Raw genomic sequence first — 22,083 nt, 5'->3', positions numbered from 1 at the left:
TTTCATTTCACTGAATGCACCCATGCAGTATAATATTTGCACCATGATTTGCTTTTTATGGTCTATTCATACATGCCAATCTTCTATAAAAAATGGTCAATGCTTTCCACGTTATATTTACGAAGACACTCCAGTTTCAAAGAATAAAAACAAAAAACAATCCCATTTATTTACAGAAGACAGCACAACAGCTGGTTTACAACGACGTGATGCTATTACTGATGAAGGATTAACACATTTTAAAGCTGCTTACCCTAATGAAACCATAACAAAAGATGATCTATTCTATTACGTTTATGGAATTTTGCATTCGGAAGATTATCGCTCTCGTTATGCTGATAATTTATGCAAAGAATTGCCTCGTATTCCTTGCGTAAAAACTGCTGATGACTTTTGGAAGTTCGTAACAGCAGGGCGTGAATTGGGTCATCTGCACGTGAATTACGAAAGCATAGAACCTTATCCTGTGACCTTTAAAAAGGGTAATCCAAAACAGACAGAGATCTCTAATCCTGAAAAATTCTATTACGTGACTGAAATGAAATTCGCAAAAGCAGCTAAAGAGAAAGATAAATCAACGGTTATTTACAATGGCAATATCACAATAACAGACATCCCTCTTGAAGCTTATGAGTATATCGTCAATGGTAAACCCGCTCTTGAATGGGTTATGGGGCGTCAATGCGTTAAGACTGATAAAAAGAGTGGCATTGTGACTATGCTATTGAAACCGTTGGCAACCCTGCTTATCCATTGGAATTGTTTCAAAGGGTTATTACCGTAATTTAGAAACCATAAAAATCGTGAAAAAACTACCAAAATTGGAAATTAGAGAAACTGAATAACTTAAAAACATGCTCACATACTGGGTATGATAAACGCATAAGGGGTATAGAGCTTATAACCATAATCTATATCTCTTTTGTGAAGTTGATTAGATACAATCCTAATATGCATTATTCTAAAAGATAAGGCTTGCATTTTTAAACACTGTACTTTGGATTGCCTTTAAAAGATTATATCGTAATCTAAAATGACAATCCTTTTCAAAAGCTTTGTTTAAAGAGAGTTATGTATATTCATTTTCTTATATTACTTATAGGTTTTGTCGGTTCTTAAAACCCCCAAAACCCCTACAAAACCCTTTTAAATATATATTATAGATTGTATTTACGTATTGCATATCATATAAGTTGTTTAGTTAAAACATTAACATATTGAAATATCGTAACTTTTATTTTAGATTCAAAAAAATAAAATAATATCTATAAAAAGCACCCCCAAAACCCCCAAAACCCTCGAAACTCATAATTATAATGATCTTGATAGCATTTCTTATGAGTTACAAGCTATCTTTTGAAAGCTTTAAAGGATCATACGCTTTTTATAAGATACGCTTTCATTACTCACTAAAATAATCACTTTTGTCAGTTTAATTTACTGACACATAACTGACAGGTTTTAATCAATTCATATCATTGGTTATCTTTAAAGATTGTACTCTTGATATGAGTTGTGTTTTAAAGAAATTAACCTATTGAAATATAATGTTTTTAGTTTTTACGCATTTAAAAAAAATAATAGAGGGTCTAAAAGGAACTGACAAAACTGACACAACTGACAAAAGCCTATTAAAAGGGATTTTACTGATCCCTATAATTATCAGTTTCTATTGAAATGTTTTCATAAGTGTTTTCATAACAGTCTATAAATCGTAATTATCCTATATCCTATTTATCGTTTCTCTTATGAAAATGAAAAATGATGCGGTGGCTATAAAGCAGATAACAGCTATAGAGAAGGTGTAAAAACAGCAAGGTTTTATAATCATAATGCAAATGAAAGCATTGGTTATAAAAACAGTTCCTATAAAAAGCTGTTAAGTTGCAAATGTGTTATAAACAAAATTCACAAAAAAATTAAAAATCATTTAGTGAAAAAACTGATAGGTTATAAAGTTAAAAAAACGCATTATGAGAGCGTTTCTAAATATTATAAATGTATAGATTCAAAAAAGAACGCTATTGTTTCAGAAAGCCTATAATATAGCTTTAAAAGCTCATAAATATAAAAGACGCAATTCATAAGCATAAGATATTATCAATACATAATGCATTTAAAAAATACAAAAAATATCAAAAAAAGATAAAATATTATTTGACAATAAATACGTATTTTGTTATATAAATACTCAAGTGATGAAAACGCTTAAACCGTAAGCGGATAGGTTACGAAACAGCCTCTCCCATGTCTTTAAAATACTGGCTATCTTTTATGCTTTTGTTAGTATATGAGAATTTTGTCGGGTGTGGTTATGCCATACAATACTCTTATGAGAAAAGCGTAACAACGGACTTACGGCCGTGTTTTCAACGCCCGATGCTCTTATAGAGTGTCAAATGAAAACGTTATTAACCCGTAAGGCTTTAAATATGACAAATATATCAAAAAACACCCCCGTTCTCTCTAACATTGCAAATGAAACCGCATCTGTTAATAAACAACGGCCTGCAAAAAAATACGAATTTACAGGTGAAACAATTGAGGTTGGCTTTAAAACCCTTCATAGAATTAGAGCTTTAAGAGATTTTGGAGACGTCAAAAAAGGTGATTTAGGCGGTTTTATACAAGGTGAAAGTAATTTATCCCATGATGGCAATTGCTGGGTGGGCGGTAAAGCCAAGGTTTATAGCAATGCAAGGGTTTACGATAATGCCATTGTAAGTGGTTATGCCCATGTGAACAATATGGCTTGTATTTATGAAGATGCAAGGGTTTTTGGCAAGGCGGTTGTGGCTGGCAATATTTATGGCAATGCTCATGTGTATGGCTTTGCACGTATTTATCCGGATGCTCATATTTTTGGTAATGCTCAGGTTCATTATTACGCTTGTGTTTTTAATGATACAAAAATTTATGATAATGCGAAAATTTCCGGATATGCTTGTATTTTTGCGAATGTAAAGATTTTTCGCAATGCGGTTATTAAAGGTGATACTTGGGTTCGCAATAATATTGAAGTCTGTAATAAAGAAATTGTCTATAATGACCAGTCACTAAAAGACGCTGCGTAAATAACATAATGGCGCGGGCGCGGCGGGGGCGCCCCTCTTTTAAACATTTCATTCTAAAATTTAAATCTCTATATATAAAGGAATTGTGTTATGCAAAAGAAGTTTGCACTCACAAATGAGACACGTGTAATTAGTAATCATACTCTTTATCGCATTAAAGCTTTAAAAGACTTTTCTGATGTTAAAGCAGGGGATCTAGGGGGCTTTATCGAAAAGGAAAGTAACTTATCACATGATGGGAATTGCTGGGTAGCTAATGAGGCTTGTGTTTATAATAATGCTCTTGTTTCTGATAATGCTACTGTTTTTAATTATGCTCGTGTTTTCGATAATGCAACGGTTTGTGATAATGCAAAGGTATTTGATTTTGCTAGTGTTTATGACAATGCAAAAATACATGATAATGCCTTGGTTTTTGGATATGCTTTTGTTTACAAACATGCTCGTGTTTTTAATAACGCCGCTGTATGTGATAAGGCTGTTATAAGAGACAATGCAAAAGTCTATGGGAATGCTTTTATTAATTGGTATACACGTATTGAAGACAATAAAACGATTAATCTTGCATCTCAAATTTCTGATGACGCTTGTGTCTCTTTACCTATAACAAAAAAATACGAATTTACGAATGAAACGCGTTGTGTGGCTGGTCATACTTTACACCGCATACGTGCTTTAAGAGATTTTGCTGATGTAAAGACGGGTGATTTAGGTGGTTTTATCGAAAATGAAAGCAATCTCTCTCATGATGGCAATTGCTGGGTCTATGATAATGCTACCGTTTTTTGGGAAGCTGTCGTTTCTGATAATGCAAAAATACATGATAATGCTTGTATTAATAGAAATGCTAAAGTTTATGGCAATGCCGTTGTTAATGATGATGCATGGGTTTTCGGTGCAAATGCTCATGTTTATGGCAATGCAAAAATTAATGACAATGCTATCGTTCGTGGTCAAGTTTATGACAATGCCTTTGTTTGTAATAAAGCTAATATCGTTTTTGATGCAAAAATCTCTGATAATGCGAAAATTGCTGATAATGCTTATGTAAAGGGCTTTGTTTATGGCAATGCAAAAATATTAGGCTCTGCTCGTATTGATTGGGCTGCTCATGTTTACGATAATGCCGTCGTTTCTGACAATGTATATGTTTGTTACTTAGTAAAAATCTTTGGCAATGCTATAGTTGATGGCAATCAAAAAATTTATGATGATCTTGGGAATAATAACAAAACCATAAATGAAGCTGCTTAAATAAAGCATGGGCGTTGTGGGGGCGCCTGCTTTCAAACCAAATTTTTCCATTTCATAATTTTATCAAACGTTTATCACATTAGATTGTGAGGGTATCTCTATGTGTAAAAAATATGAACTAACCAGTGAAATTAAACAAATTAAAGATCGGATTACTAAAAAGATTACAAACCTTTATCGCATTCGTGCTTTAAAAGATTTTGATGATGTTAAGACGGGGGATTTAGGGGGCTTTATTGAAGATGAAACCAACCTCTCTCATGATGGCAATTGCTGGGTCTATGATGAGGCGTGTGCTTATGGCTATGCTCATGTTTCGGATCATGCAAAGGTACGCCATCTTTCTCATGTGCGTGGGCATGTCTATGGCAATTCTGAGATCTATGGAAAGGCTTTAATTTCTCAATATGCTAAAGTTTATGACCATGCTTGTGTTTATGGCAATGCCCATGTGGCTGGTTATATCTATGGCAAGGCTCATGTCTGTGATCACGTCATCGTTTATAGCAATTCCCATATTTATAATCATGCGCGCGTTTCTCATAGCGTTTTGGTTTATGATCATGCAAAAATCTATGGGCATTCAAAGGTTTTTGGCTCTGCTTGTATTTACAGTAGTGCAAAAATTTATGATCAGGCTGTTATTAATGGTCATGCACAATTTCATGGCTCTGTTTATGGCAAGGCCCATGTGAGTGGGCGTGCAAAAGTTTATGGATCTGTTTATGGCAATGCAAAAATCTCTGGTTGTGTAAAGGTCTATGGGCGTGCCTATGGTAAAGCAAAAATCGATCTAAAAAGCATTGTAAGGGTCGTTGATCAAGATTATGAGGTTTATGAAAAGGATAATGTCGTCAAGAGTGTTGATAAAACAGAATAAAAACAGGTATGGGGCGCCTGCTTTTATGGCTATAAACGCATTATAAAATGCTTTGTATAAACATATCATAAAAGAGAGAATTCAAAAAGAAAGCCGTACCAACTGATATGACGCGGCTTTCAAATATCTATATGAATCAACAATAATGGAGTAATGAAACCTGTATACAAAACGTATTAATATCGCAAGCGCTTTAGTCTCTTGATTAAAACTTATCAAACAAATCAAAACGTTTGGTAGGTTTATCAAAACACGTTTTTACATTTACGAGCGTTGGTTTTCAAAACAGCTTTTTATAAACGCTTTTATCAAATGGAAGGTTTTAAAAATTATTATTAACATCCATTTCAAACGTTTCTTATAAAGATCTCATTTATGTTTCAAACGTTTAAACGTACATTTAGAGAAGCTATCATAAGTATCTTTTTATTTTGCACTCAAATATAACTTCTTTGCAAATTAATCGCTCTATATTTGTGCTCTGTGCTTTTAAATGGTAACTTTTAAAACGTTTTTTAGTATCATATCTAAGGTAAAATAGTATTTTACTGCTGTGGTATTATTTGTCTCCATTTTTTTGTGGAAGCGAATAATTCCGTTCTTAAAGACTAGCCTGCAATATATTCATTAAAAGACTTTTGATTTCATAAGATATAACGCTTTGAATTTCATACTGTTGTGATGATAGGGTCTGTATAATGCCTGCCTATCGTTTTCTAAACTTTTAGACAGCATTTTAAAAGCGATCTTGTCCTTAATCCTTTTATGCAATCTTTATAAATTAAACCTATAAGCTTATGACAGTTTCAAACAGTTAATTTCTTTAATGCCATTTTAAAGGTTTTTCCCAATTTGGGGAAAAATTATATGATCTCTATTTTCTATAAATGCGTATCTTTTGATACAATTTACCTTATAACAGTTTCAAACGATTACCCTCTTATAGAATGATCTAATATTGCTATAACACTCTTTAGTTTTTGCGCTTCTCAATTTTGAAAACTATAATTTTATGTTTTTATCATGTGATTAACAAACCAATCTTTAAAACAAGATATAATCTTTAAACGTATGCGATTTATGTTATCGATAATTCCAAACGACTAAATTTTTAACAATGTGATTTGTACTATGATAAAAACGTATCATAAAATTTATAAACTGTTATGAATGATATCGGCTTTTCATTTCATTTGAATGCCCCCATGCGTTATAATATTTGCATCATGATCTTCTTTTTATGATCTATTCATACATGGCAATCTTCTATAAAAAATGATCAATTTAAACATGCATAAAAATGTGGATTCTGAAGGGGGTGTATATAAAATTATTTTACATAATATATTGATTTTTCTATGTTTTTATGTAATGTGTGGCGCCTGGTATTTCCAGCAATTTTGGATTAGCGACCACGACCGCCAAACACTGTGCGCATGACACGGCAACATTCAAACGGTTCTTGCTGTAGAGAAACTCAATGTTGCGCGGCAGATCTTCGACACTGGATGTCACCATAGAAATCAGCACGATCGGCGCTTCTTGGCCTTGAAACTTATCAACGGTGTCGACCTTAGCATTGTCCGGCAGGATGGAGCGCAGATAATTGACCTGCACATTATATGGCGTAACCACAAGAATATCGTCCTCGGTGATCGGGCGTGTGATGCCATTACGGTCGGTAAACTCTTGGCCAAGCAAGGTATCATATTTGATTTTGATGATCTCGCCTTCCTCAACGCTTTTTTATGAGCAGCCTTCATACTCTGCCGGGATCATGACAATCCCTGCATTGGGCAAATCAACGACTTGCAGATTCAGGCCCCGCTCAGCAGTGCTTTCATGATCAGTCAGACGACCATCATAAAAGGCATCAGAAATAAACTGGCAAATGCTTGGACGCATACGGCGTGTCTAGCCAAGGAAGATGCCGCGCTCAGCCAGAATAGTGGAATGATTGCCCAACAAGAATTCCAGCACTGACAATCCAACCTCGCCTCGATGAGTGCCTTGAATAGGCTGACCAAGCTGCATTTAATCTCCTACCAGAATGATATTCTTGGTCGCTGTGGCCACATCGCCACCACATTGGCGGTCGCAACTTGTCCGGCCTCATCAATAAACAGGTAATCCAGCTGACCATCAAAGTGCGGGCTAGCAAATATCCATGCGGTACTCGCAAACAGATCAGCACCAAGGCTCATATTCTCGGTCTTGGTTTCTGAGCGGATGAATTGCCCATCAAAGACGGTTTCATCATTACCGCTGCTAGGCTTTTTTGATGCCATGGAAGTTCCCACCTTTTTCAGCAGCAACGCTTTCCACTTTTTCCAGCAAATTGTGAATGGCCTTGTGCGAGTTGGAGGTAACGCCGATTTTCTTGCCGCGTTTGATCAGGTCCACAATGATATGACTGCTGGTATAAGTCTTACCTGCGCCCGGTGGACCTTGGATAAAGAGATAGCTGTTATCTATGCCGCGATGGCTTCCAGCGCATCGCCTTGCAGATCATCAGAGGTGATGACCGCTTCGCCCGACTGCTTGCCCTGAATGCGTGGTACATTTCGCGCCAGTAGTTTTGTCGCGACATGAGTGCCTTCTGGCGCTTCCAGCATAATGATCGGCATAGCGGTAAATAGCAGAGCGGATGATCTTGCTGTCAATCGGTCCCGGTGGGCCAATTGATAGGCTTTCCAGCAATGGTTCTTTGCTGGCCCCGCGCTTGATTTTGACAAGGCAGGTATCTTCATCGATTTCAATAATCGTGCCTGCATTTTCCATGATAGCAATATCAACGGCCTGAGCGCCGACCTTCAGCTTGTATTCCTGTGAAGGAAAGCGATAGCTGTATATCAGGGAACGCTTTTCAGGCTCGGAGCTGCCAACTTGCCGCAAGCCACCAAGGCATTCCGTATCGTCAACCAACTCATCTTCAAATTTGTTCTGCCGTTCAAAGCTGCTCCACCATTGCGGCTTGGCTTCCCGATTATGAAACTCCAGCAGATGCGATAGCTGCTCATTGATCAGCGGTGGGTTATCCTCGATCACGCCAAAGCTGGTTTGGTAATCCTCATATTCGATTTCCCAGTCCTTGCGCTGTAGCTTTTCTTCCTCGGCATATTCCGGAAGGCCCTTAAACCACGGCGCATCTTCCGGCTTAAGTGTCAGCAGCCAATCACGCAGCAAATGCGTGGAAACGCAATCCACCTCGTTATAATCAGAAATCTCTTGCAGCAATTCATCGGCACCTGTTTCACGCCATTCGTTGTAGACGATGATGCTATCGGCGGCGGTCGCCACAGTATTGGCACGCTTGTCCATATAGAAAGTTTCCATGTTTTTGATGGAATAGCCGGGTTCAGAGATGCGGATGCTTTCACGCACCACCAGATACAGATCAATGAATTTCTGGTTGTGAAGCAGATTATCCAGCTGCTCTTCGCAAACCGCATAATGGCAGGCCAATCGTTTCAGGGCTGTGGTTTCATAGTGGTTGTAATGATAGATATAGGCATGTGGGTGTTTAGCAAGATGATCAACCAGAAAACCCATGAAGCACTTAAAGGTTTCTTTTTCTTCTTCATGGTCATGCGCCCAGAACGGAAGGAACAGCTCCTTGCCATCTTTGAAATAATACACCCCAAATAAATACTCCAAGCCATTTGGGTAAAGCGGATCGCCTTCCATATCAAAGAATAGGTCACCATTATCCGGCACTGGCATACAGGTAAAGCCCTTGCCCAAAGAAAACGGAATGATCTCGCATTTATTCTCGCCAGTGGTGGCTTTGTGGTGTTGCAGGACAGCTTGGGAGCGCAGGTGTAAAAATACATCACAGCTCAAATCAGGGATTTTGGTGTCAGGTGCAGGGGCGGCAAGCTCTGCAACGGTGTGGATACCAGCCTTCCATAGCTTGTCCATCTGTGAGCGCTGAATGTTGGCTACAAGGCTTAAATGGTCATCTTGCTCCCACTGCGCTTTGTAGCCATCACACCACGGGCAGAAATTGCAATGGCCACAAGGCTCAGGATATGAGTCCGCAGGCAGGTTTTGCAGATAACTTTCAAAGCGGCCTTTGACGCGGGTGTAGTAATAGAAAAAATCAGCCACGCGGAAGCTGTGTTTTTCATGGTCGCCCAGAAACAGATGCATATCAGCCGGGCGCAATCCCTGCAGATCAGTCAGCAGCTCGAATAGACGCAAAGCTGCATGATATGCTTGGGCTCAGCCGTTCACGCCAGTTTGGTATCCAGCACCTCATAGCTGAAATCCCCTAAGTCTGACGACGTATCGCACTTAATCAGAAAGTCAGCATCACCCCGTGTTAGCTGGGCACGATCTTGCAGATTGCGGTCTTTAGGGATTTCAACGACGGATTTACCTTCGTCTTTAAGCTGCTGGAGATACGCCGCCTCATGTTCCAAGCCTTTTTGCTGCAGTAGCTGAGCTGTGGTACTGGCTTCGGCCTTGTCCATGCTCTCGCTCAGCGCCTTCACATCAAAGAAGCTCGCATGGTGACACCCCAAAAAGGTGACCAAGTCCGATGGTAAGTAGAGAATCTGATCGTTACCGTATCGCTGCACTTACATCCCTGCCATTTTTTATCATTGCCCTTGTGCTTATGAACGTTCTAGAATATTCTACATTTTAATGACCAAATTACAAATGAGAAGGCATGTCTGACGAGCACGATATTCTGACAGTTGAGGAAGTGGCCCGTTACTTAAAAGTAACAGAACGGCACGTCTATAAACTCCTGTCAGACAGGAAGATGCCCGCGTTCAAAGTTGGTGGAGCTTGGCGTTTCAAACGAGAGCAGCTCGAAGAGTGGATAGAAGAAGGCGTTAACGAACAATCAAAAGAAAAAAGAACCAACAAAGATGATTGATATTTTTAAGACAAAATACAGCGATTGGAATTCTCTTGAGAGAACGCTTGAGGCTATTGGTGACAACAAAGCTAAAGGCGATGCGTTTGAATATTTCTGTTATTTTTATTTGAAGTTCTTATCTGACTTACATCAGATTAAAAAGATATATTGCCCAATTGTTGATAACCGTCCGTTTCCAAAGCATGTTGTTGATAAGCTTCGTCTGGAGAAAACAGACTATGGCGTAGATGGAGTTTTTATCAACAATGCAGGAGATTATATCGCTTGGCAAGCCAAGTTCCGGTCTGGGCGAGCAGCACTTACATCACGCGAACTTTCAACATTTTGGGCTGAAGCAGAGTACGCTGATTACAGGTTAATTATTTCTAACACCCACATTCTACCGAATGTAGCTCATAAAAAAACCGGGCATCTAAGTGCATTAGTTGACCGATTTACCTCTTTGGACGAAGACTTCTTTTCTTCTTTATATCAGGCTGCCATTTCTCAAAATATTCAGATTGAAAGAGATAAGAAGAGTCCTCGACCATATCAATCTGAGATACTTCAAGATATTATTTCTGGATTTTCATCAAGTGATCGAGGAAAGCTCATTGCGGCTTGTGGAATAGGAAAGACTCTCATTGCACTGTGGACCCTTGAGCATCTTCAAGCTGACAACGTAATATTTTTTGCCCCAAGCCTGCAACTTGTTAGGCAAGCACTGGAAGAGTGGTCCGCTGAGTCTTCATCGCCATTTCAGTATTTGTGCGTTTGCAGTGATCAAACAATTGATGCAGAAGTTGATAGCAATAACATTGATATAGGCGATATTGATATACCTGTGACTACCTCAGCAGAAGCTGTACGTAATTTTATTGCCCAGCCTTCTAATAAAAAGAAGTTTATTTTTAGTACATATCAGTCTGCGGAAGTAATAAAGAATGCGCTATCCGAGAATGAAAATAGCTTTTCATTCGATATCGCTTTTTATGACGAAGCGCACAGAACTGCAGGAGTTTCAAACTCTCAGTTTAATATTGCTCTTGACGATGCTGCCATTAAAACAAAGAAAAAACTTTTTCTTACCGCTACAGAGCGCCTCGTTAGACCAAAACTAAGCTCAAAACTCGAAGAACATAATCTCTCTGTTTTTTCTATGAATGATAAAAGTATCTATGGTGATGTTTTTCACCGGCTTACTTTTGGTGAAGCAATAGAGAAAAATATTATCTCAGATTATCGCATTGTATTTACGGGAATTAGCAGTTCTGAATATAATAAACTTATAAAAAAAAATGTTTATGTGACTGATGATGATAGTCATACAGAAACTGCTCAAAATATTTATAAAATAGCCTTGCTAAAGAAATCCATACAAGATCTTGGATTAACAAAGGTTATATCATTTCACTCTAAGATTTCTGAATCTCGCGATTTTGCAAATCGCTTGTCTGCTGAGAGCTCTTTTGGTGATAAAAAGACTGCTATTGCACACATCAACGGAGCCATGACTGCTCAAGATCGTGCTGAGATAATACAAAATTTTGAAGACTCAGAACTGGGCGTGATCACAAATGTTCGTTGCTTGACTGAAGGAATAGATATTCCTCTAATTGATGCTGTCTTCTTTGCTGACCCTAAAGGTTCAATGATTGACATTGTGCAGGCTGTCGGTCGTGCTGTAAGACAGAAATTTGGAGAAACAGGCAGGCTTTCGTATATAATCATTCCTGTGTTACTCGATCAAGAAGATGAAGATGTACTTTCTGGAGCTGGATTTGAAGCTTTATTTAATCTCATTCAAGCTATGCGAGATCAAGATGAAGCTCTTGCAGAATGGATCGATTCAATCAATTTGGCTGCTGCAAAAGGTCGAATAAAAGGTAGTAGTTCTGTTCCGGGAAAAGTAGTTATAAATCTGCCAACGGAATTGAACACTTCGGACTTTGAAGATGCGCTTTTGCTACGAATTGCAAACGTAAATAAAAACCCAACGGGTACCATAGGTGTCGGTAGTAAACTTGGAAAAAATGAAAGAAAAGGCGACTTCACACGTATTTTTAAGACACTTTGTGACTATACACCGATAAAATTAGAAGAAAGCTTAATAGCTCCGACATTTGAAATTATCACTGATAACCCTGATGCAATATACACGTCAAAAGAGATCAGAATAAACAATAACAATGTATCTCACTGTAAAAGGGTCGGCTTCCTTCATGAAGTAGAGAGAAACAAATACCAATTAAGTAAACTAGGCCTTTTGTACAAGCAAGGCCATATAAGCTTTTTAGACGCTCTTAGAAACCAGTTTCTTTTGTACAGGGAAGAACATAAAGACGGTATTCTCTTTCCATATAGGGAGGCGATTAGCTTCATGCTTGAAATAAAGAGTCTGAACTACGTCCAGTTTTTGTACAGCTTATTTTCAATTCAATTCAATGATGGAAAGCCTGATTTAGAACTTGCAATATCGGTTGCCAAGGAAATAGAAGCTGCATACCCTAATATTTTGCTTACAAACGAAGCAAATAAGAATGAGATACTTAAAGACTTAAATTCAAGATACGAAAAGGCTTTTTCGTACAATAATGTATGGACAGATCGTACTACAGCTGGAAACCAGTATCGATACCTTATGCGGCACATAGAAATCTTTGATGAGTGCTTTACCTCAAATAAAAATATCTTTTTAATAATAAAGGAAAAAGAAGCGTTCCTAGCGTCACTCCTTGCGGAGTCAGAAAAACACATAAATAAAGATTATGGAGATACGCTTTGGGTGAAATAAATCAAAAAAAATATTTTAGCAAACATGTAAAGTCACTTGGTCACACTCCGATTTATAAAATGCATAAATATTTCGCGAGAAGACCTCACAATATATTTCGTGAACTCATCGACTTTTATACGAAGGAAGGTCAAATAATTTTTGATCCATTTGGTGGAGGGGGCGTCACCTTAATTGAAGGGCTAACTCTTAATCGAAAAATTGTTTCGACCGATGTTAATCCGGTAGCCTCTTTTATCCAGTATTGCCAAGTTTGTGACGTTGATGCCGCTAAAATTCTTTCTTATGCACTTGACCTTAAGAAAATGGTTAAAGGTCATTTTGAAGATTCTTTTACAACAGAATGCGGAGACTGCAAAAACAACAAGGCACATGTTCGTTGGATAGAGCATGCATATTTAATAAAGTGTCCACATTGTAGCAAAAACACATCCTTTCGTAATGACAATAAAGCGCTTAACGATGCTGGAAAACCAAAGAATGGCATATATGTCTGCGACCATTGCAGCTCAAATATTAAGGCAGCAGACGCTCCCAGAATTTCCAGTGAAATAATTAGCTTAAGATATCGATGCAAGAAATGCGGAGCACATGATGCAAAGGAACCATCTAGAGACGATATTGAGAAACATAAACAATATAGTGAAAACCTAGAGAAATTAAAAACTAGTTTAGGACTTCATTTTCCTGATTTTGAAATTCCGGCTGAATGGGACCGACAACAGGAAGACTGTCTTCATAGAAAAGGCTTTATGAAATTTACAGATTTTTTCACCCCTAGAAACCTTTTGATTTCGGCGAGCTTTTTTGAAATGGCCAAGAAGCTTAAAATTCAAAAAGATATGAGTGATCCCGAGTATGATTTTTTAATATTTATATTGAGTTCATTAATCAGGTACACCAACAACATGAACTTCTCAACTTCATCTTGGATGGATGGAAGACCTGTTGCGTGGGCAAAGCATGCGTTTTGGATACCAAATCAATTTATTGAAGCCAATCCATTTGAATATTTTGACAATAGATTAAAGGCGATCAAGTCTGGCCTAAAAGATCGAGATTCTAGATTTAATTCAAAGAAAAGTACTCTGAACTTCTCAAACCTTGAAAAGGGTTCTGCAGACTTCATGGTGCAATGCGTGGATTCAAAACAGGTCGATATCCCAGATGGTTCTATCGACATGATTATAACTGATCCACCATATGGAAGTAATGTCCAATATGGTGAATTGTGTGCTTTTTGGCAGGTCTGGTTAGAAGGCAGAACTAAGTTTCCACTTCCAGAGCATAAGCTTGCCTCTGAAGCCGTTGTTCACAGAAAAACAAAAAATAAAACCTACCAGAAAGATTTTTCCGATTACTATGAACTTTTACTCGGCGTTTTTCAAAAATGTAATAGTGTATTAAAATCAGACGGTTGCTTGGTTTACACCTTTAACAATAAAGATATTAGAGCATGGTATGCCGTTATCAAAGCAACCTTGGATGCAGGATTTCATATTGAACCGGAAGGGATTTTTTACCAAGAAGCCATTCATGCTTATCGAGATACGGCGCACCTCCGTCACGATGGAACTCCACAGGGTGATTTTATTTATACATTCAGCAAGAAAAGTCTGCCTAATGAGAAAGACTATAATGGCAGTTTCAATGAATGTCTCAATGATACGATGTTAAAGCTTCAAGAAAAAGACTGCAGTGTGTCATTCGGGGAATTTTTAGTTGAGCTTTATGCTAACTCGGCCCTTTGCCTAATACGTCAGATTAAAGATGGAGCAAATATTGAGGATATCGAAAACGAATTTAATTCGATGTTGCTAGAAAAAGCCTATGCGCGGATAGATCTAAGAACTAATCAAGAAACGGAGAGCTTAGCGGATGTTGCAGCTTGCTAAATCAGAAAATCAACCACGTTTGATATGGTCGGATCTGGAAGATACATTTTCATCTACAGAACTCTGTAAATCTTTAGAAGATCTAGAAGAAAAATATAATGTTTCAAATGAAGAATCTTTCTTTAAAAAACTAGTTAACACTTCTGTTTCAAAATTACAGCCATACCACAGGTGGGTTAGATACCGCGAAGGTTATGCAGGAGATCTTGTTAAAGAAATTTTATCCAGATACCCAAACGTTTCTGGCGGTATTGTTCTTGATCCCATGTGCGGCTCAGGTTCAACCTCTGTAGCAGCGTCAGAGCTAAGCATTTCGTCTGTCGGCCTAGACGTTAATCCTTTCGCAATATTATCTACAGAAGTCAAATCTTACGCTTTATCTACAGGTGAACTGCAGAAACTTCATAAGATAATAAATAATTGGAATAAATGTACTGACCATGAAAAATATGAATACAACGAGTATGAGGATCAAATTAGTAAATATTTTGATCAAGGCAACTTTACTGAACTTGTTAAAATAAAGCGCCGCATTCACGAAGAATCAAATAAACGCATATTCAACATTTTGAATTTTTGTTTATTAGCAATTTTGGAGGACTGTTCTAATCGAAAACGTGATGGTAATGGGCTGGCAACAAGACCTTCACCTGTAGGCGACATTAAAAAGCGTTTCTTGGACCAGCTGCAACTAATACTGATTGATTATGAAGAGAACCCACACAATGAGGACAGTTTAGCACGTGGCGTAGAACTTGATGCAAGAAAGTTGAGTTTAAGTGCCATATCTGGCGATCACGCTGGCTCTATTATATTTTCTCCGCCCTATGCAAATTCATTCGATTATTTTGAATCATATAAGCTGGAAATTGTTTTTGGAGAATATTCTCTACTAAGCAAACTTGGCAAATACAGGGAAAGGCTTGTACGAAACTATAGAATTAACAAGTCTGCTGAAAAAACAACTGATATTGATTTAGTTGATATGCTGTGTGTTGAAATCGAAAAAAAGATTCCTGAAAAAGAGAGAATGACTGGCAAGCGTGACAGTCGTACACGTCTCGTGCCGGGTATGCTTCGATCATATTTTTATGATATGCGAACAATTATTGAAAACTGCTACGATGTTTTATTAAAAGGCGGATTTATGCACATCGTTGTCGACCAAAGTGCTTATGTAGGAATACCCATACCCACAGATACACTCCTAGCTAAGATAGCAGAAGATACAGGTTTCAAAGTAAGGGAAATGATTGTTTGCCGAAGAGCTAGCACATCTGGCCAGCAGCTGAAAATGAACCAAAGACTCAAAGAGCTGCTTAGAGAAACAATAATTGTACTAGAAAAACCACTCTAGTGTATTTGATAAAGCAAGCATTCGGCATATCTACCCCGAACTAGCCCTTTGAGCTTACGTCTGCCCGCCCAAACCCAGCTCATGAACTGTTCTGGTACTTCGGCGTGTTCCTCACGATTGTTTTTACAGCGCAGTATTGAACCCTGGAGTGCCCCGCTGCCAAGATTGTAGATGAATGACACTAGCACATCGAATTGGCCATCTGTCAGCGGCACATTGATTAGGCGCAGGACGGCACGCTCTGCGATCTGGGCATCTTGGCGCAAGAGTTCCTCAGCCTGTGTTTCATCAATGCCTGCCGAAAAGTCCTCGTCGTTTTTCACAACATAGCCATAACCGATTGTGGGATAGCCAGCCGGGCAAAAATAAACGGTCCGAGAGAAGCCCTCGAACTGTTTGATCAGGTCAAATCCGTTTTGTGTTATATGTCTCATTTTTCCAGTGTTCCTATAACTTTAAGGTTTTTGCTCCCATATTCAAAAGCGCCATGTCATTGCCATTGCCCGAGGATTTCTTTGCGCTCAATCATCAGCGTAAAGCGATCAATGTCGTATTGCTTGGCCGTGGCGTAATCTTCCAGTGCGTACCAAGCTTTACGGGCCAGTGTGGTGGCTATTTTCTTGACCGTGTATTCAAAAGCATCGAGCAGTGCTTCAAGCTCTGCATCGGTGTACTTCTTATTTTGAACATCTTCAATCACGGCCTTATAAAATAGTTTGCTCATGGTGTTATCTCCCTATTTTCAATTACTTTTTACACTTACAGTAACGCTTCATTCCGGGCACTTATCAAGTGAATAAGATTTTGCTTTTCAAGGATTTGAGCGGAACTTGGCTAAGGCACGTTGACCAAACCAGAAGGACATGACAGCGGCAAATAATGCCTGTGTTTCAGCATCCCACACGGCGATTAGTCCGTCGGTAATTCCGACATCCTGATCCAATAACTTGAACAGTGCAGCGGTTTTGACGGTGGCGAACAGAATGAAAAACGCATAGGTGATAAGCGGGCGAACAGATGCACGCAGAGCCTCAACCCATTTCACCCCACTGGGCTGGCTGGCATGAGCATAGAGCGCTTCGCTTTCTGCCACATCTGCCTGCACCTGTATTTCTTCAAGGCGCTGCGTATGGCCTTGGCGTTGCGCCTCCATTTGTCGATCCAGAATGGCGAGTTCATGTTTACAGTCGGCATGATCACGCCAGAGTTTCAAAAAATCCGGAAACGCAGATGATAAAAAGCTCAGAAGGCTTCCAAGTAATATCAGCAGAGTTTTTCTCCTGTTTATTTAGGGGTAAAGGGTCCAAGTTTTGCAGCCACACCCGCGACTAAGAGCGCCAGAACACCAATGGTGATCCAGCGCACAACGGTTTGCAGAAAGGTGCGTTGCATGGTTTTGATTGAGCCTGCCAAATCGCGCAGCGTGCGGATGTCGTTGGCAGCCTCTTCATCTGCCAAGCCCACTTCCTTTAAGGCTTTTCTGGCTCCTCGGCAGGCAGCTTGCTCCAGCAGAGACTCAAATTCTGTACGCGGCAGACACACCATATCGTCCTGCCGCTGATGGTTATCAGCGGTCATGATTACTCTTCCTGTTTTTAAGGGTTATTGGTCGGCGGTATGTACGACCGGATTTTCAGCAACGGCACTGATTTAAAACAGCTCACCGCGAAGCCGAACAGCCGTTACGCGGGCCAGCGTGCTTCATTTCTCACCAGCACCAAAGGCAATATGTGTGCGCTCCTGCAGCTCTCGAGTTGTTGAGATTTCTCATCAAGTCTACGCACGTCTCAAGCGTGCAAATGCTGCTAAACCCTTTGTTGATGTTAAAACAAAAATAAAGCCTGACAAGGTAGTTGAACAAATTAAGCAGATAAAACAAGAAGCCAACCAAACATCATCTGAAACAGTAACAGAGGAACCCTCGTTCGAAAAACCAAAAGCACCTAAAGCTTCCAAGCCATCAACATCTACCCCCAAAAAGGCTTAAAAGTTGAAATTAATTATCCACCAAAAATGGTATCTTCAACAGGTAAAAGATACCTTCACAAGCCTTCAAGCCCCTCGCCTTCATTGGGCTCTGCGTAATGCTCTAAACACCGCAGCAAAACAAGTTGAACGCTTTACTGAAAAGCAAGTTGCTGACATCTCATCAACCCAAATAAAGCGTATAAGAAGAGGTGTTTATATTAAAGAAAAGGCTACAGCAAGGTTTCTTGAGACAGATATCATTGGTTCTGGAACACCAATACCTCTTAAATTTTTTAAAGTAAACGAAACAAAACGCGGCGTAACTTACACACTGTTTGGAAAGAAAGAAATCTTACCCTATGGTTTTATCAAGGGAGGCAGTTTTCCAAAGCGTGTTGAATTAAAAATGGGAGGGAATATGTTTCAAAGAGATGATGGAGACCAATTCCCCATTGCAAAACAAGAAGGACCTTCAATTGCTAAAGTGATGTCCAAGCCAGAAATTGCAAGTGCTATTGCACAATATGCCAATGAAAGATTAACTGAAAACATACAGAGACAACTTAAACGTCAAGAATATGCTGCCAACAAGAAAGGCTAGATCATGTTATCAAGCTTTATCTATATCTGACATATCCTTATGAGTTTAAGCATTACATATTCCTATTGCAATTTTAAAAAAAGATCATCATTTATGCTTTGTTTTTTCATAAAAAAGTCAATAAAATCAATATAAAAGGCACTTCCCAGCGGGTTGGCTTCGTTGCGGGGCAGGCTAGCGCGAATTATCGCTAGCGACAGAATTTTCAAATTGACTGTACATTGTACACATAGCGCATTGATAAATAACAAATTTAATGTGCATTAATATACACCTTGTACAATCTATGATTGTTTTTATAAAAAGATTATATTGCTACTTGATAATGTGGCAACAATATGAATAACTAAATCAGGTGCCTAAGAAACACCTTAAAGCAACTAGCGGATGGATTACCGAAATAATCTCTTCCCGCCGAGATTTAAAAACTTTGACTCATCACATGCTTTGTAGCATATAGTGATTTTGTCAGGTGTGGTTACACTATACAATACCCTTGCGGGGAAAGTGTAACGATGGACTTATCGCCGTGTTTTTCAGCGCCCGACACTCTCTTTAGAGTGTCAATGAAAAACATCTAACGATAAGAAGTTCACATGAACACACTTATTCCAATATTGGAACAAACAATTGATCAGGAAACTGTTCAAACTGTTAACGCTCGTGATTTGCATGCCTTTTTGGAGGTAGGTAAAGACTTTTCAGATTGGATTACTGATCGTATCAAAAAATATAATTTGCTAGAAAATCAAGACTTTGTTTGCTCGCCAAATTTGGCGAGCAAAGGTAGGGGGGGTCACAATCGTAAAGACTATCACCTGATCTTAAGTGTAGCGAAAGAACTTTCGATGCTTGAGAATAATAAGAAAGGCAGAGAAGCTCGTTTATATTTTATCGAATGTGAAAGACGGTTAAAACAGGCAATTACTCCACAGATAACCGCTCCACAAGTTGATTATTCCAAACCCGAAGCATTGCTTGGTGTCTTGAACCACCTACAAAGTCAAATCAAGCAAAAGGATAATACCATTGCTGAATTGACTCCAAAAGCAGAGGTTCTGGAAGGCTTAAAACGTTCTGATGGTCTGTTTGGTCTTATCCGAAGCTGCAAAAATGTTAGAGATACGACCAAAAGATTTAACCGATTACTTACGTAAAAATGATTGGGTCTATCGGCGCCGGCTCCAGGGGCACCTCTATTACCTTATCAGGATAAAATCAAGAAAGGCTTCATGGATTGGCCTGCTATCACTATTCAAATACCGGATGGTATAGAGAAGGTACTCCCTTCAACAAAAATCACATCGAGAGGATTGGCATGTTTAAGAGAACAAATCCATGGAGATGTACAATGAAGATAGATACCAACTTCTTATGCGATTTATGGATGGCACTGTTTAAATTTTCTAATGATGAAAATGTGAGCGACAAAGATTGTAGTGCTCTGGTTCAAACTATGAATACAATAGAAAAGGTTCTAGTTTTAAAACTTCAAAATGACGTGCCTAATATTACAAAGATTTTAGCAATTCTTACAGACTTTGGTTCTTCAGAGCTACCGCATAGCATGGATTCTTTGTTGCGCGCTTATGAACCAAATTTCGAGAGCCCTATTAAAAAGGTTGCTTAAGTAAAAAATATATCCCTCCCCGTTCTCAAAATGGGGAGGGTTTAAGATGCTTCTTCTAAAGCTGTCTGCTCCTTACAATTCTTTTGAATAGGCGTCAAACTTATTTGCAAATCTAATGCACTTAAAACACTAAGAAAAGTAGAAAGGCGTGGATCACCTTTATCGCTTAAAGAACGATAAAGAGACTCTCTTGATAGTCCTGTATTTTGAGCGATTTTACTCATTCCTTGGTTTTTTGCTATTATACCAAGAGCATGAGCAAGATACTTACTATCTTTGCTTTCAAGAGCATCTTCTAAAAGAATCCTTTGTGTCTCAGGTGTCTTGAAATATTCACTTGTGTCAAATTTAGTAATTTCCATGTTTCATTTCCTTTACTAATTGAAGAGCTTTTTCGATATCCTTTTGTTGTGTGGATTTATCACCAGCATTTAATAACAAAATGATTTGTTTACCTTGTTTTACAAAATAAATTCGATAGCCAGGACCATGATGCATTTTTAATTCTCCAATTCCACGAAAAAATTTTACATTTCCAAGAAATCCCGTTTCTATTCTTGCTATCCGTTTAACAATATGTGCTTGCGCAATCTCATCTTTTAAAGAATCTAGCCATTTTATAAAATTCTCTGTTTTGTATACTGTAAATATCTGTAATTTATAAGATACAATTTCTACAATGTCAAATACATTCTTTTGTTCCAATGAAAAAGCTACATAGGTTTTAACAAGCCAACCTTCCGAATGGGAAAGAGGTCAATTTTTTAATCCAGCTCTGCTTTTTGCAGGGCTTTTTTATGGAGAAACATATGCGAAAAATATCACCAGAAGGGCTAGCACTGATTAAACAATGGGAAGGCTTGCGTTTGAATGCCTATAAAGATGCCATCGGGGTATGGACCATTGGTTATGGACATACAAACAATGCTGGAAAACCTTTTGTTCATAAAGGCATGGCAATCACTGAAAAACAAGCTGAAGAACTTCTTTGCCAAGATTTAAGACAATTTGAAAATGCCGTTGAACAAGCCGTTCAAGTTTCTTTAACCGATGAACAACTCGCGGCATTGGTCTCCTTTTGCTATAATGTAGGAACAACAGCTTTTTGCAATTCGATCCTATTAAAAAAACTCAATAGTGGCGATTATGAAGCAATCCCAACCGAATTACAGAAATGGACCAAAGCCGGTGGAAAACGCTTGCAAGGTCTTGTACACCGGCGTGCAGCAGAAGCAGGCTTATGGGCGAAAGGTGCTTTTGTTTCCTCTAACTATCAAACCGTAGAAATGCAAGCACAAACAGGGCTTTTCAAAGCCGAAGCCCTTGCACCAGTCATTGGTTCTTTTTCTGGGCTTGGAGGCTTATTAGCAGGCAATGGTCCAGTGCAATGGGCGCTCGCCACTATCATGGTTTTAGCTGCATGTGCTGGCATTTTCTTTGTTGCTAAACGTTTTCAGGAACACCGCCTATGATCTTATGGATGAAAAGAAATCTGCTGTTAATAGGCGCGGCTCTAGCCGCTTTTTTTATGGCTTTGGCAAAAGCTTTTACCCTTGGAAAAAAGGCAGAACGGCAAAAGCAAACAGAAAAAAACTTAAAGGCAGCAACAACACGGCTGGAGATGGAAAATGAAGTTAATAAGAAAAGTGATACTGATGTGCGTGCTGCTCTCTCTCGTTGGTTGCGGGACAAATAAGCATGTCTCTTGTATTGGTTGGTTGCCCATTTATTTAGAGAGACAAGATGTCAACGCTATCAGG

The 22,083-nt window shown here is 38.7% G+C and carries 24 protein-coding genes and 2 pseudogenes; 14 read left to right on the top strand and 12 right to left on the bottom strand.

The window, feature by feature from the left end; genetic code table 11:
* The 4 genes and pseudogenes from MCY_RS05680 to MCY_RS05665 all read left to right on the top strand — a co-directional run.
* Positions 1–845: pseudogene (locus tag MCY_RS05680) on the top strand (type ISP restriction/modification enzyme); the annotation flags it as partial.
* 1,587 nt (positions 846–2,432) lie between these two features.
* Positions 2,433–3,074, top strand: a complete 642-nt coding sequence (locus tag MCY_RS05675) for an LbetaH domain-containing protein (RefSeq protein WP_040296504.1) — start codon at positions 2,433–2,435, stop codon at positions 3,072–3,074.
* Positions 3,075–3,164: 90 nt separating this feature from the next.
* Positions 3,165–4,328: an LbetaH domain-containing protein gene (locus tag MCY_RS10245; RefSeq protein WP_007347417.1), complete on the top strand. Its 1,164-nt coding sequence runs from the start codon at positions 3,165–3,167 to the stop codon at positions 4,326–4,328.
* A gap of 100 nt (positions 4,329–4,428) precedes the next feature.
* Positions 4,429–5,208, top strand: a complete 780-nt coding sequence (locus tag MCY_RS05665) for a hypothetical protein (RefSeq protein WP_007347416.1) — start codon at positions 4,429–4,431, stop codon at positions 5,206–5,208.
* A 1,356-nt stretch (positions 5,209–6,564) separates the two neighbouring features.
* On the opposite strand, the gene MCY_RS10365 is transcribed toward MCY_RS05665, so the two are convergent.
* From MCY_RS10365 to MCY_RS05645, 6 genes are all read right to left on the bottom strand, one after another.
* Positions 6,565–6,909: an AAA domain-containing protein gene (locus tag MCY_RS10365; protein WP_196793433.1), complete on the bottom strand. Its 345-nt coding sequence runs from the start codon at positions 6,907–6,909 to the stop codon at positions 6,565–6,567.
* Between the two features lie 45 nt (positions 6,910–6,954).
* Positions 6,955–7,113 (bottom strand): hypothetical protein, encoded by a 159-nt coding sequence (locus MCY_RS10360; RefSeq protein WP_019224188.1) that lies wholly within the window; start codon positions 7,111–7,113, stop codon positions 6,955–6,957.
* 137 nt (positions 7,114–7,250) lie between these two features.
* On the bottom strand, positions 7,251–7,496 hold the full coding sequence (locus tag MCY_RS05655) for a hypothetical protein (RefSeq protein WP_007347415.1): 246 nt from the start codon (positions 7,494–7,496) through the stop codon (positions 7,251–7,253).
* Complete coding sequence (locus MCY_RS10325; protein ID WP_155887022.1) at positions 7,477–7,683, bottom strand: AAA domain-containing protein; 207 nt, start codon at positions 7,681–7,683, stop codon at positions 7,477–7,479. The genes MCY_RS05655 and MCY_RS10325 overlap by 20 nt, the downstream gene beginning before the upstream one ends.
* 36 nt (positions 7,684–7,719) lie before the next feature.
* Positions 7,720–9,411, bottom strand: a complete 1,692-nt coding sequence (locus MCY_RS05650; RefSeq protein ID WP_193352217.1) for a TM0106 family RecB-like putative nuclease — start codon at positions 9,409–9,411, stop codon at positions 7,720–7,722.
* Positions 9,412–9,440: 29 nt separating this feature from the next.
* On the bottom strand, positions 9,441–9,791 hold the full coding sequence (locus MCY_RS05645) for a hypothetical protein (protein ID WP_244427270.1): 351 nt from the start codon (positions 9,789–9,791) through the stop codon (positions 9,441–9,443).
* Positions 9,792–9,883: 92 nt separating this feature from the next.
* Here MCY_RS05645 and MCY_RS05640 point away from each other — a divergent pair, with 92 nt between their 5' ends.
* From MCY_RS05640 to MCY_RS05625, 4 genes are read left to right on the top strand one after another with little or no spacing between them, the layout of a single operon-like run.
* Entirely contained in the window at positions 9,884–10,096 is a 213-nt protein-coding gene (locus MCY_RS05640) for a helix-turn-helix domain-containing protein (RefSeq protein ID WP_007347412.1), read from the top strand.
* Entirely contained in the window at positions 10,089–12,872 is a 2,784-nt protein-coding gene (locus MCY_RS05635; RefSeq protein WP_007347411.1) for a DEAD/DEAH box helicase family protein, read from the top strand. Before MCY_RS05640 ends, MCY_RS05635 begins: the two co-directional genes overlap by 8 nt.
* Positions 12,860–14,767, top strand: a complete 1,908-nt coding sequence (locus MCY_RS05630; protein WP_007347410.1) for a DNA methyltransferase — start codon at positions 12,860–12,862, stop codon at positions 14,765–14,767. The genes MCY_RS05635 and MCY_RS05630 overlap by 13 nt, the downstream gene beginning before the upstream one ends.
* The gene (locus tag MCY_RS05625; protein ID WP_007347409.1) at positions 14,751–16,124 is read left to right on the top strand and encodes a DNA methyltransferase; all 1,374 of its coding nucleotides are present in this window, start codon (positions 14,751–14,753) and stop codon (positions 16,122–16,124) included. Before MCY_RS05630 ends, MCY_RS05625 begins: the two co-directional genes overlap by 17 nt.
* Here the strand turns inward: MCY_RS05625 and MCY_RS05620 are convergent.
* The 4 genes from MCY_RS05620 to MCY_RS05605 form a co-directional block, all read right to left on the bottom strand.
* Complete coding sequence (locus MCY_RS05620; protein ID WP_007347408.1) at positions 16,121–16,558, bottom strand: lysozyme; 438 nt, start codon at positions 16,556–16,558, stop codon at positions 16,121–16,123. The two genes, MCY_RS05625 and MCY_RS05620, sit on opposite strands and share 4 nt — an antisense overlap.
* A 56-nt stretch (positions 16,559–16,614) precedes the next feature.
* On the bottom strand, positions 16,615–16,848 hold the full coding sequence (locus MCY_RS05615) for a hypothetical protein (RefSeq protein WP_007347407.1): 234 nt from the start codon (positions 16,846–16,848) through the stop codon (positions 16,615–16,617).
* An 87-nt stretch (positions 16,849–16,935) separates the two neighbouring features.
* Positions 16,936–17,277, bottom strand: coding sequence for a hypothetical protein (locus MCY_RS05610; RefSeq protein ID WP_007347406.1), 342 nt, complete (start codon positions 17,275–17,277; stop codon positions 16,936–16,938).
* Positions 17,278–17,408: 131 nt separating this feature from the next.
* Complete coding sequence (locus MCY_RS05605) at positions 17,409–17,702, bottom strand: DUF6127 family protein (RefSeq protein ID WP_007347405.1); 294 nt, start codon at positions 17,700–17,702, stop codon at positions 17,409–17,411.
* Positions 17,703–17,856: 154 nt separating this feature from the next.
* On the opposite strand from MCY_RS05605, the gene MCY_RS05600 reads away from it, so the two are divergent.
* The 4 genes and pseudogenes from MCY_RS05600 to MCY_RS05585 all read left to right on the top strand — a co-directional run bounded on the left by MCY_RS05600 (position 17,857) and on the right by MCY_RS05585 (position 20,323).
* A complete protein-coding gene (locus MCY_RS05600) occupies positions 17,857–18,111 on the top strand; it encodes a hypothetical protein (RefSeq protein WP_007347404.1) in 255 nt (84 codons plus the stop codon).
* Between the two features lie 3 nt (positions 18,112–18,114).
* Positions 18,115–18,693 (top strand): hypothetical protein, encoded by a 579-nt coding sequence (locus tag MCY_RS05595; RefSeq protein ID WP_007347403.1) that lies wholly within the window; start codon positions 18,115–18,117, stop codon positions 18,691–18,693.
* Positions 18,694–19,289: 596 nt separating this feature from the next.
* A pseudogene (locus MCY_RS05590) lies at positions 19,290–20,048 on the top strand (antA/AntB antirepressor family protein).
* Positions 20,045–20,323, top strand: a complete 279-nt coding sequence (locus MCY_RS05585) for a hypothetical protein (protein ID WP_007347401.1) — start codon at positions 20,045–20,047, stop codon at positions 20,321–20,323. The pseudogene MCY_RS05590 and the gene MCY_RS05585 overlap by 4 nt, the downstream one beginning before the upstream one ends.
* 41 nt (positions 20,324–20,364) lie before the next feature.
* On the opposite strand, the gene MCY_RS05580 is transcribed toward MCY_RS05585, so the two are convergent.
* Positions 20,365–20,685, bottom strand: a complete 321-nt coding sequence (locus MCY_RS05580; protein WP_007347400.1) for an addiction module antidote protein — start codon at positions 20,683–20,685, stop codon at positions 20,365–20,367.
* Positions 20,672–20,974: a type II toxin-antitoxin system RelE/ParE family toxin gene (locus MCY_RS05575; protein ID WP_026087975.1), complete on the bottom strand. Its 303-nt coding sequence runs from the start codon at positions 20,972–20,974 to the stop codon at positions 20,672–20,674. The genes MCY_RS05580 and MCY_RS05575 overlap by 14 nt, the downstream gene beginning before the upstream one ends.
* A 158-nt stretch (positions 20,975–21,132) precedes the next feature.
* Between MCY_RS05575 and MCY_RS05570 the strand changes: the two genes are divergently transcribed.
* A complete protein-coding gene (locus MCY_RS05570; RefSeq protein ID WP_007347398.1) occupies positions 21,133–21,795 on the top strand; it encodes a lysozyme in 663 nt (220 codons plus the stop codon).
* Positions 21,792–22,019 carry a hypothetical protein gene (locus tag MCY_RS05565; RefSeq protein ID WP_007347397.1) on the top strand — a complete coding sequence of 76 codons (228 nt, stop codon included), beginning with the start codon at positions 21,792–21,794 and terminating at the stop codon, positions 22,017–22,019. Before MCY_RS05570 ends, MCY_RS05565 begins: the two co-directional genes overlap by 4 nt.
* Positions 22,020–22,083 lie beyond the last annotated feature (64 nt).

This window comes from Bartonella rattimassiliensis 15908, assembly GCF_000278215.1.
Classification (GTDB): domain Bacteria; phylum Pseudomonadota; class Alphaproteobacteria; order Rhizobiales; family Rhizobiaceae; genus Bartonella; species Bartonella rattimassiliensis.
This window is presented reverse-complemented; position numbering and strand designations above follow the sequence as displayed.

What these genes read in the sequence shown, in the direction of transcription:
- MCY_RS05640 (WP_007347412.1), top strand. Translation starts at nt 9,884, where the DNA reads ATGTCTGACGAGCACGATATTCTGACAGTTGAGGAAGTGGCCCGTTAC.
- MCY_RS05580 (WP_007347400.1), bottom strand. Translation starts at nt 20,685, where the DNA reads ATGGAAATTACTAAATTTGACACAAGTGAATATTTCAAGACACCTGAG.
- MCY_RS05625 (WP_007347409.1), top strand. Translation starts at nt 14,751, where the DNA reads ATGTTGCAGCTTGCTAAATCAGAAAATCAACCACGTTTGATATGGTCG.
- MCY_RS10360 (WP_019224188.1), bottom strand. Translation starts at nt 7,113, where the DNA reads ATGCGTCCAAGCATTTGCCAGTTTATTTCTGATGCCTTTTATGATGGT.
- MCY_RS10245 (WP_007347417.1), top strand. Translation starts at nt 3,165, where the DNA reads ATGCAAAAGAAGTTTGCACTCACAAATGAGACACGTGTAATTAGTAAT.
- MCY_RS05620 (WP_007347408.1), bottom strand. Translation starts at nt 16,558, where the DNA reads ATGAGACATATAACACAAAACGGATTTGACCTGATCAAACAGTTCGAG.
- MCY_RS05655 (WP_007347415.1), bottom strand. Translation starts at nt 7,496, where the DNA reads ATGGCATCAAAAAAGCCTAGCAGCGGTAATGATGAAACCGTCTTTGAT.
- MCY_RS05585 (WP_007347401.1), top strand. Translation starts at nt 20,045, where the DNA reads ATGAAGATAGATACCAACTTCTTATGCGATTTATGGATGGCACTGTTT.
- MCY_RS05570 (WP_007347398.1), top strand. Translation starts at nt 21,133, where the DNA reads ATGCGAAAAATATCACCAGAAGGGCTAGCACTGATTAAACAATGGGAA.
- MCY_RS05605 (WP_007347405.1), bottom strand. Translation starts at nt 17,702, where the DNA reads ATGACCGCTGATAACCATCAGCGGCAGGACGATATGGTGTGTCTGCCG.
- MCY_RS05615 (WP_007347407.1), bottom strand. Translation starts at nt 16,848, where the DNA reads ATGAGCAAACTATTTTATAAGGCCGTGATTGAAGATGTTCAAAATAAG.
- MCY_RS05565 (WP_007347397.1), top strand. Translation starts at nt 21,792, where the DNA reads ATGATCTTATGGATGAAAAGAAATCTGCTGTTAATAGGCGCGGCTCTA.
- MCY_RS05675 (WP_040296504.1), top strand. Translation starts at nt 2,433, where the DNA reads ATGACAAATATATCAAAAAACACCCCCGTTCTCTCTAACATTGCAAAT.
- MCY_RS05665 (WP_007347416.1), top strand. Translation starts at nt 4,429, where the DNA reads ATGTGTAAAAAATATGAACTAACCAGTGAAATTAAACAAATTAAAGAT.
- MCY_RS05635 (WP_007347411.1), top strand. Translation starts at nt 10,089, where the DNA reads ATGATTGATATTTTTAAGACAAAATACAGCGATTGGAATTCTCTTGAG.
- MCY_RS05610 (WP_007347406.1), bottom strand. Translation starts at nt 17,277, where the DNA reads ATGGAGGCGCAACGCCAAGGCCATACGCAGCGCCTTGAAGAAATACAG.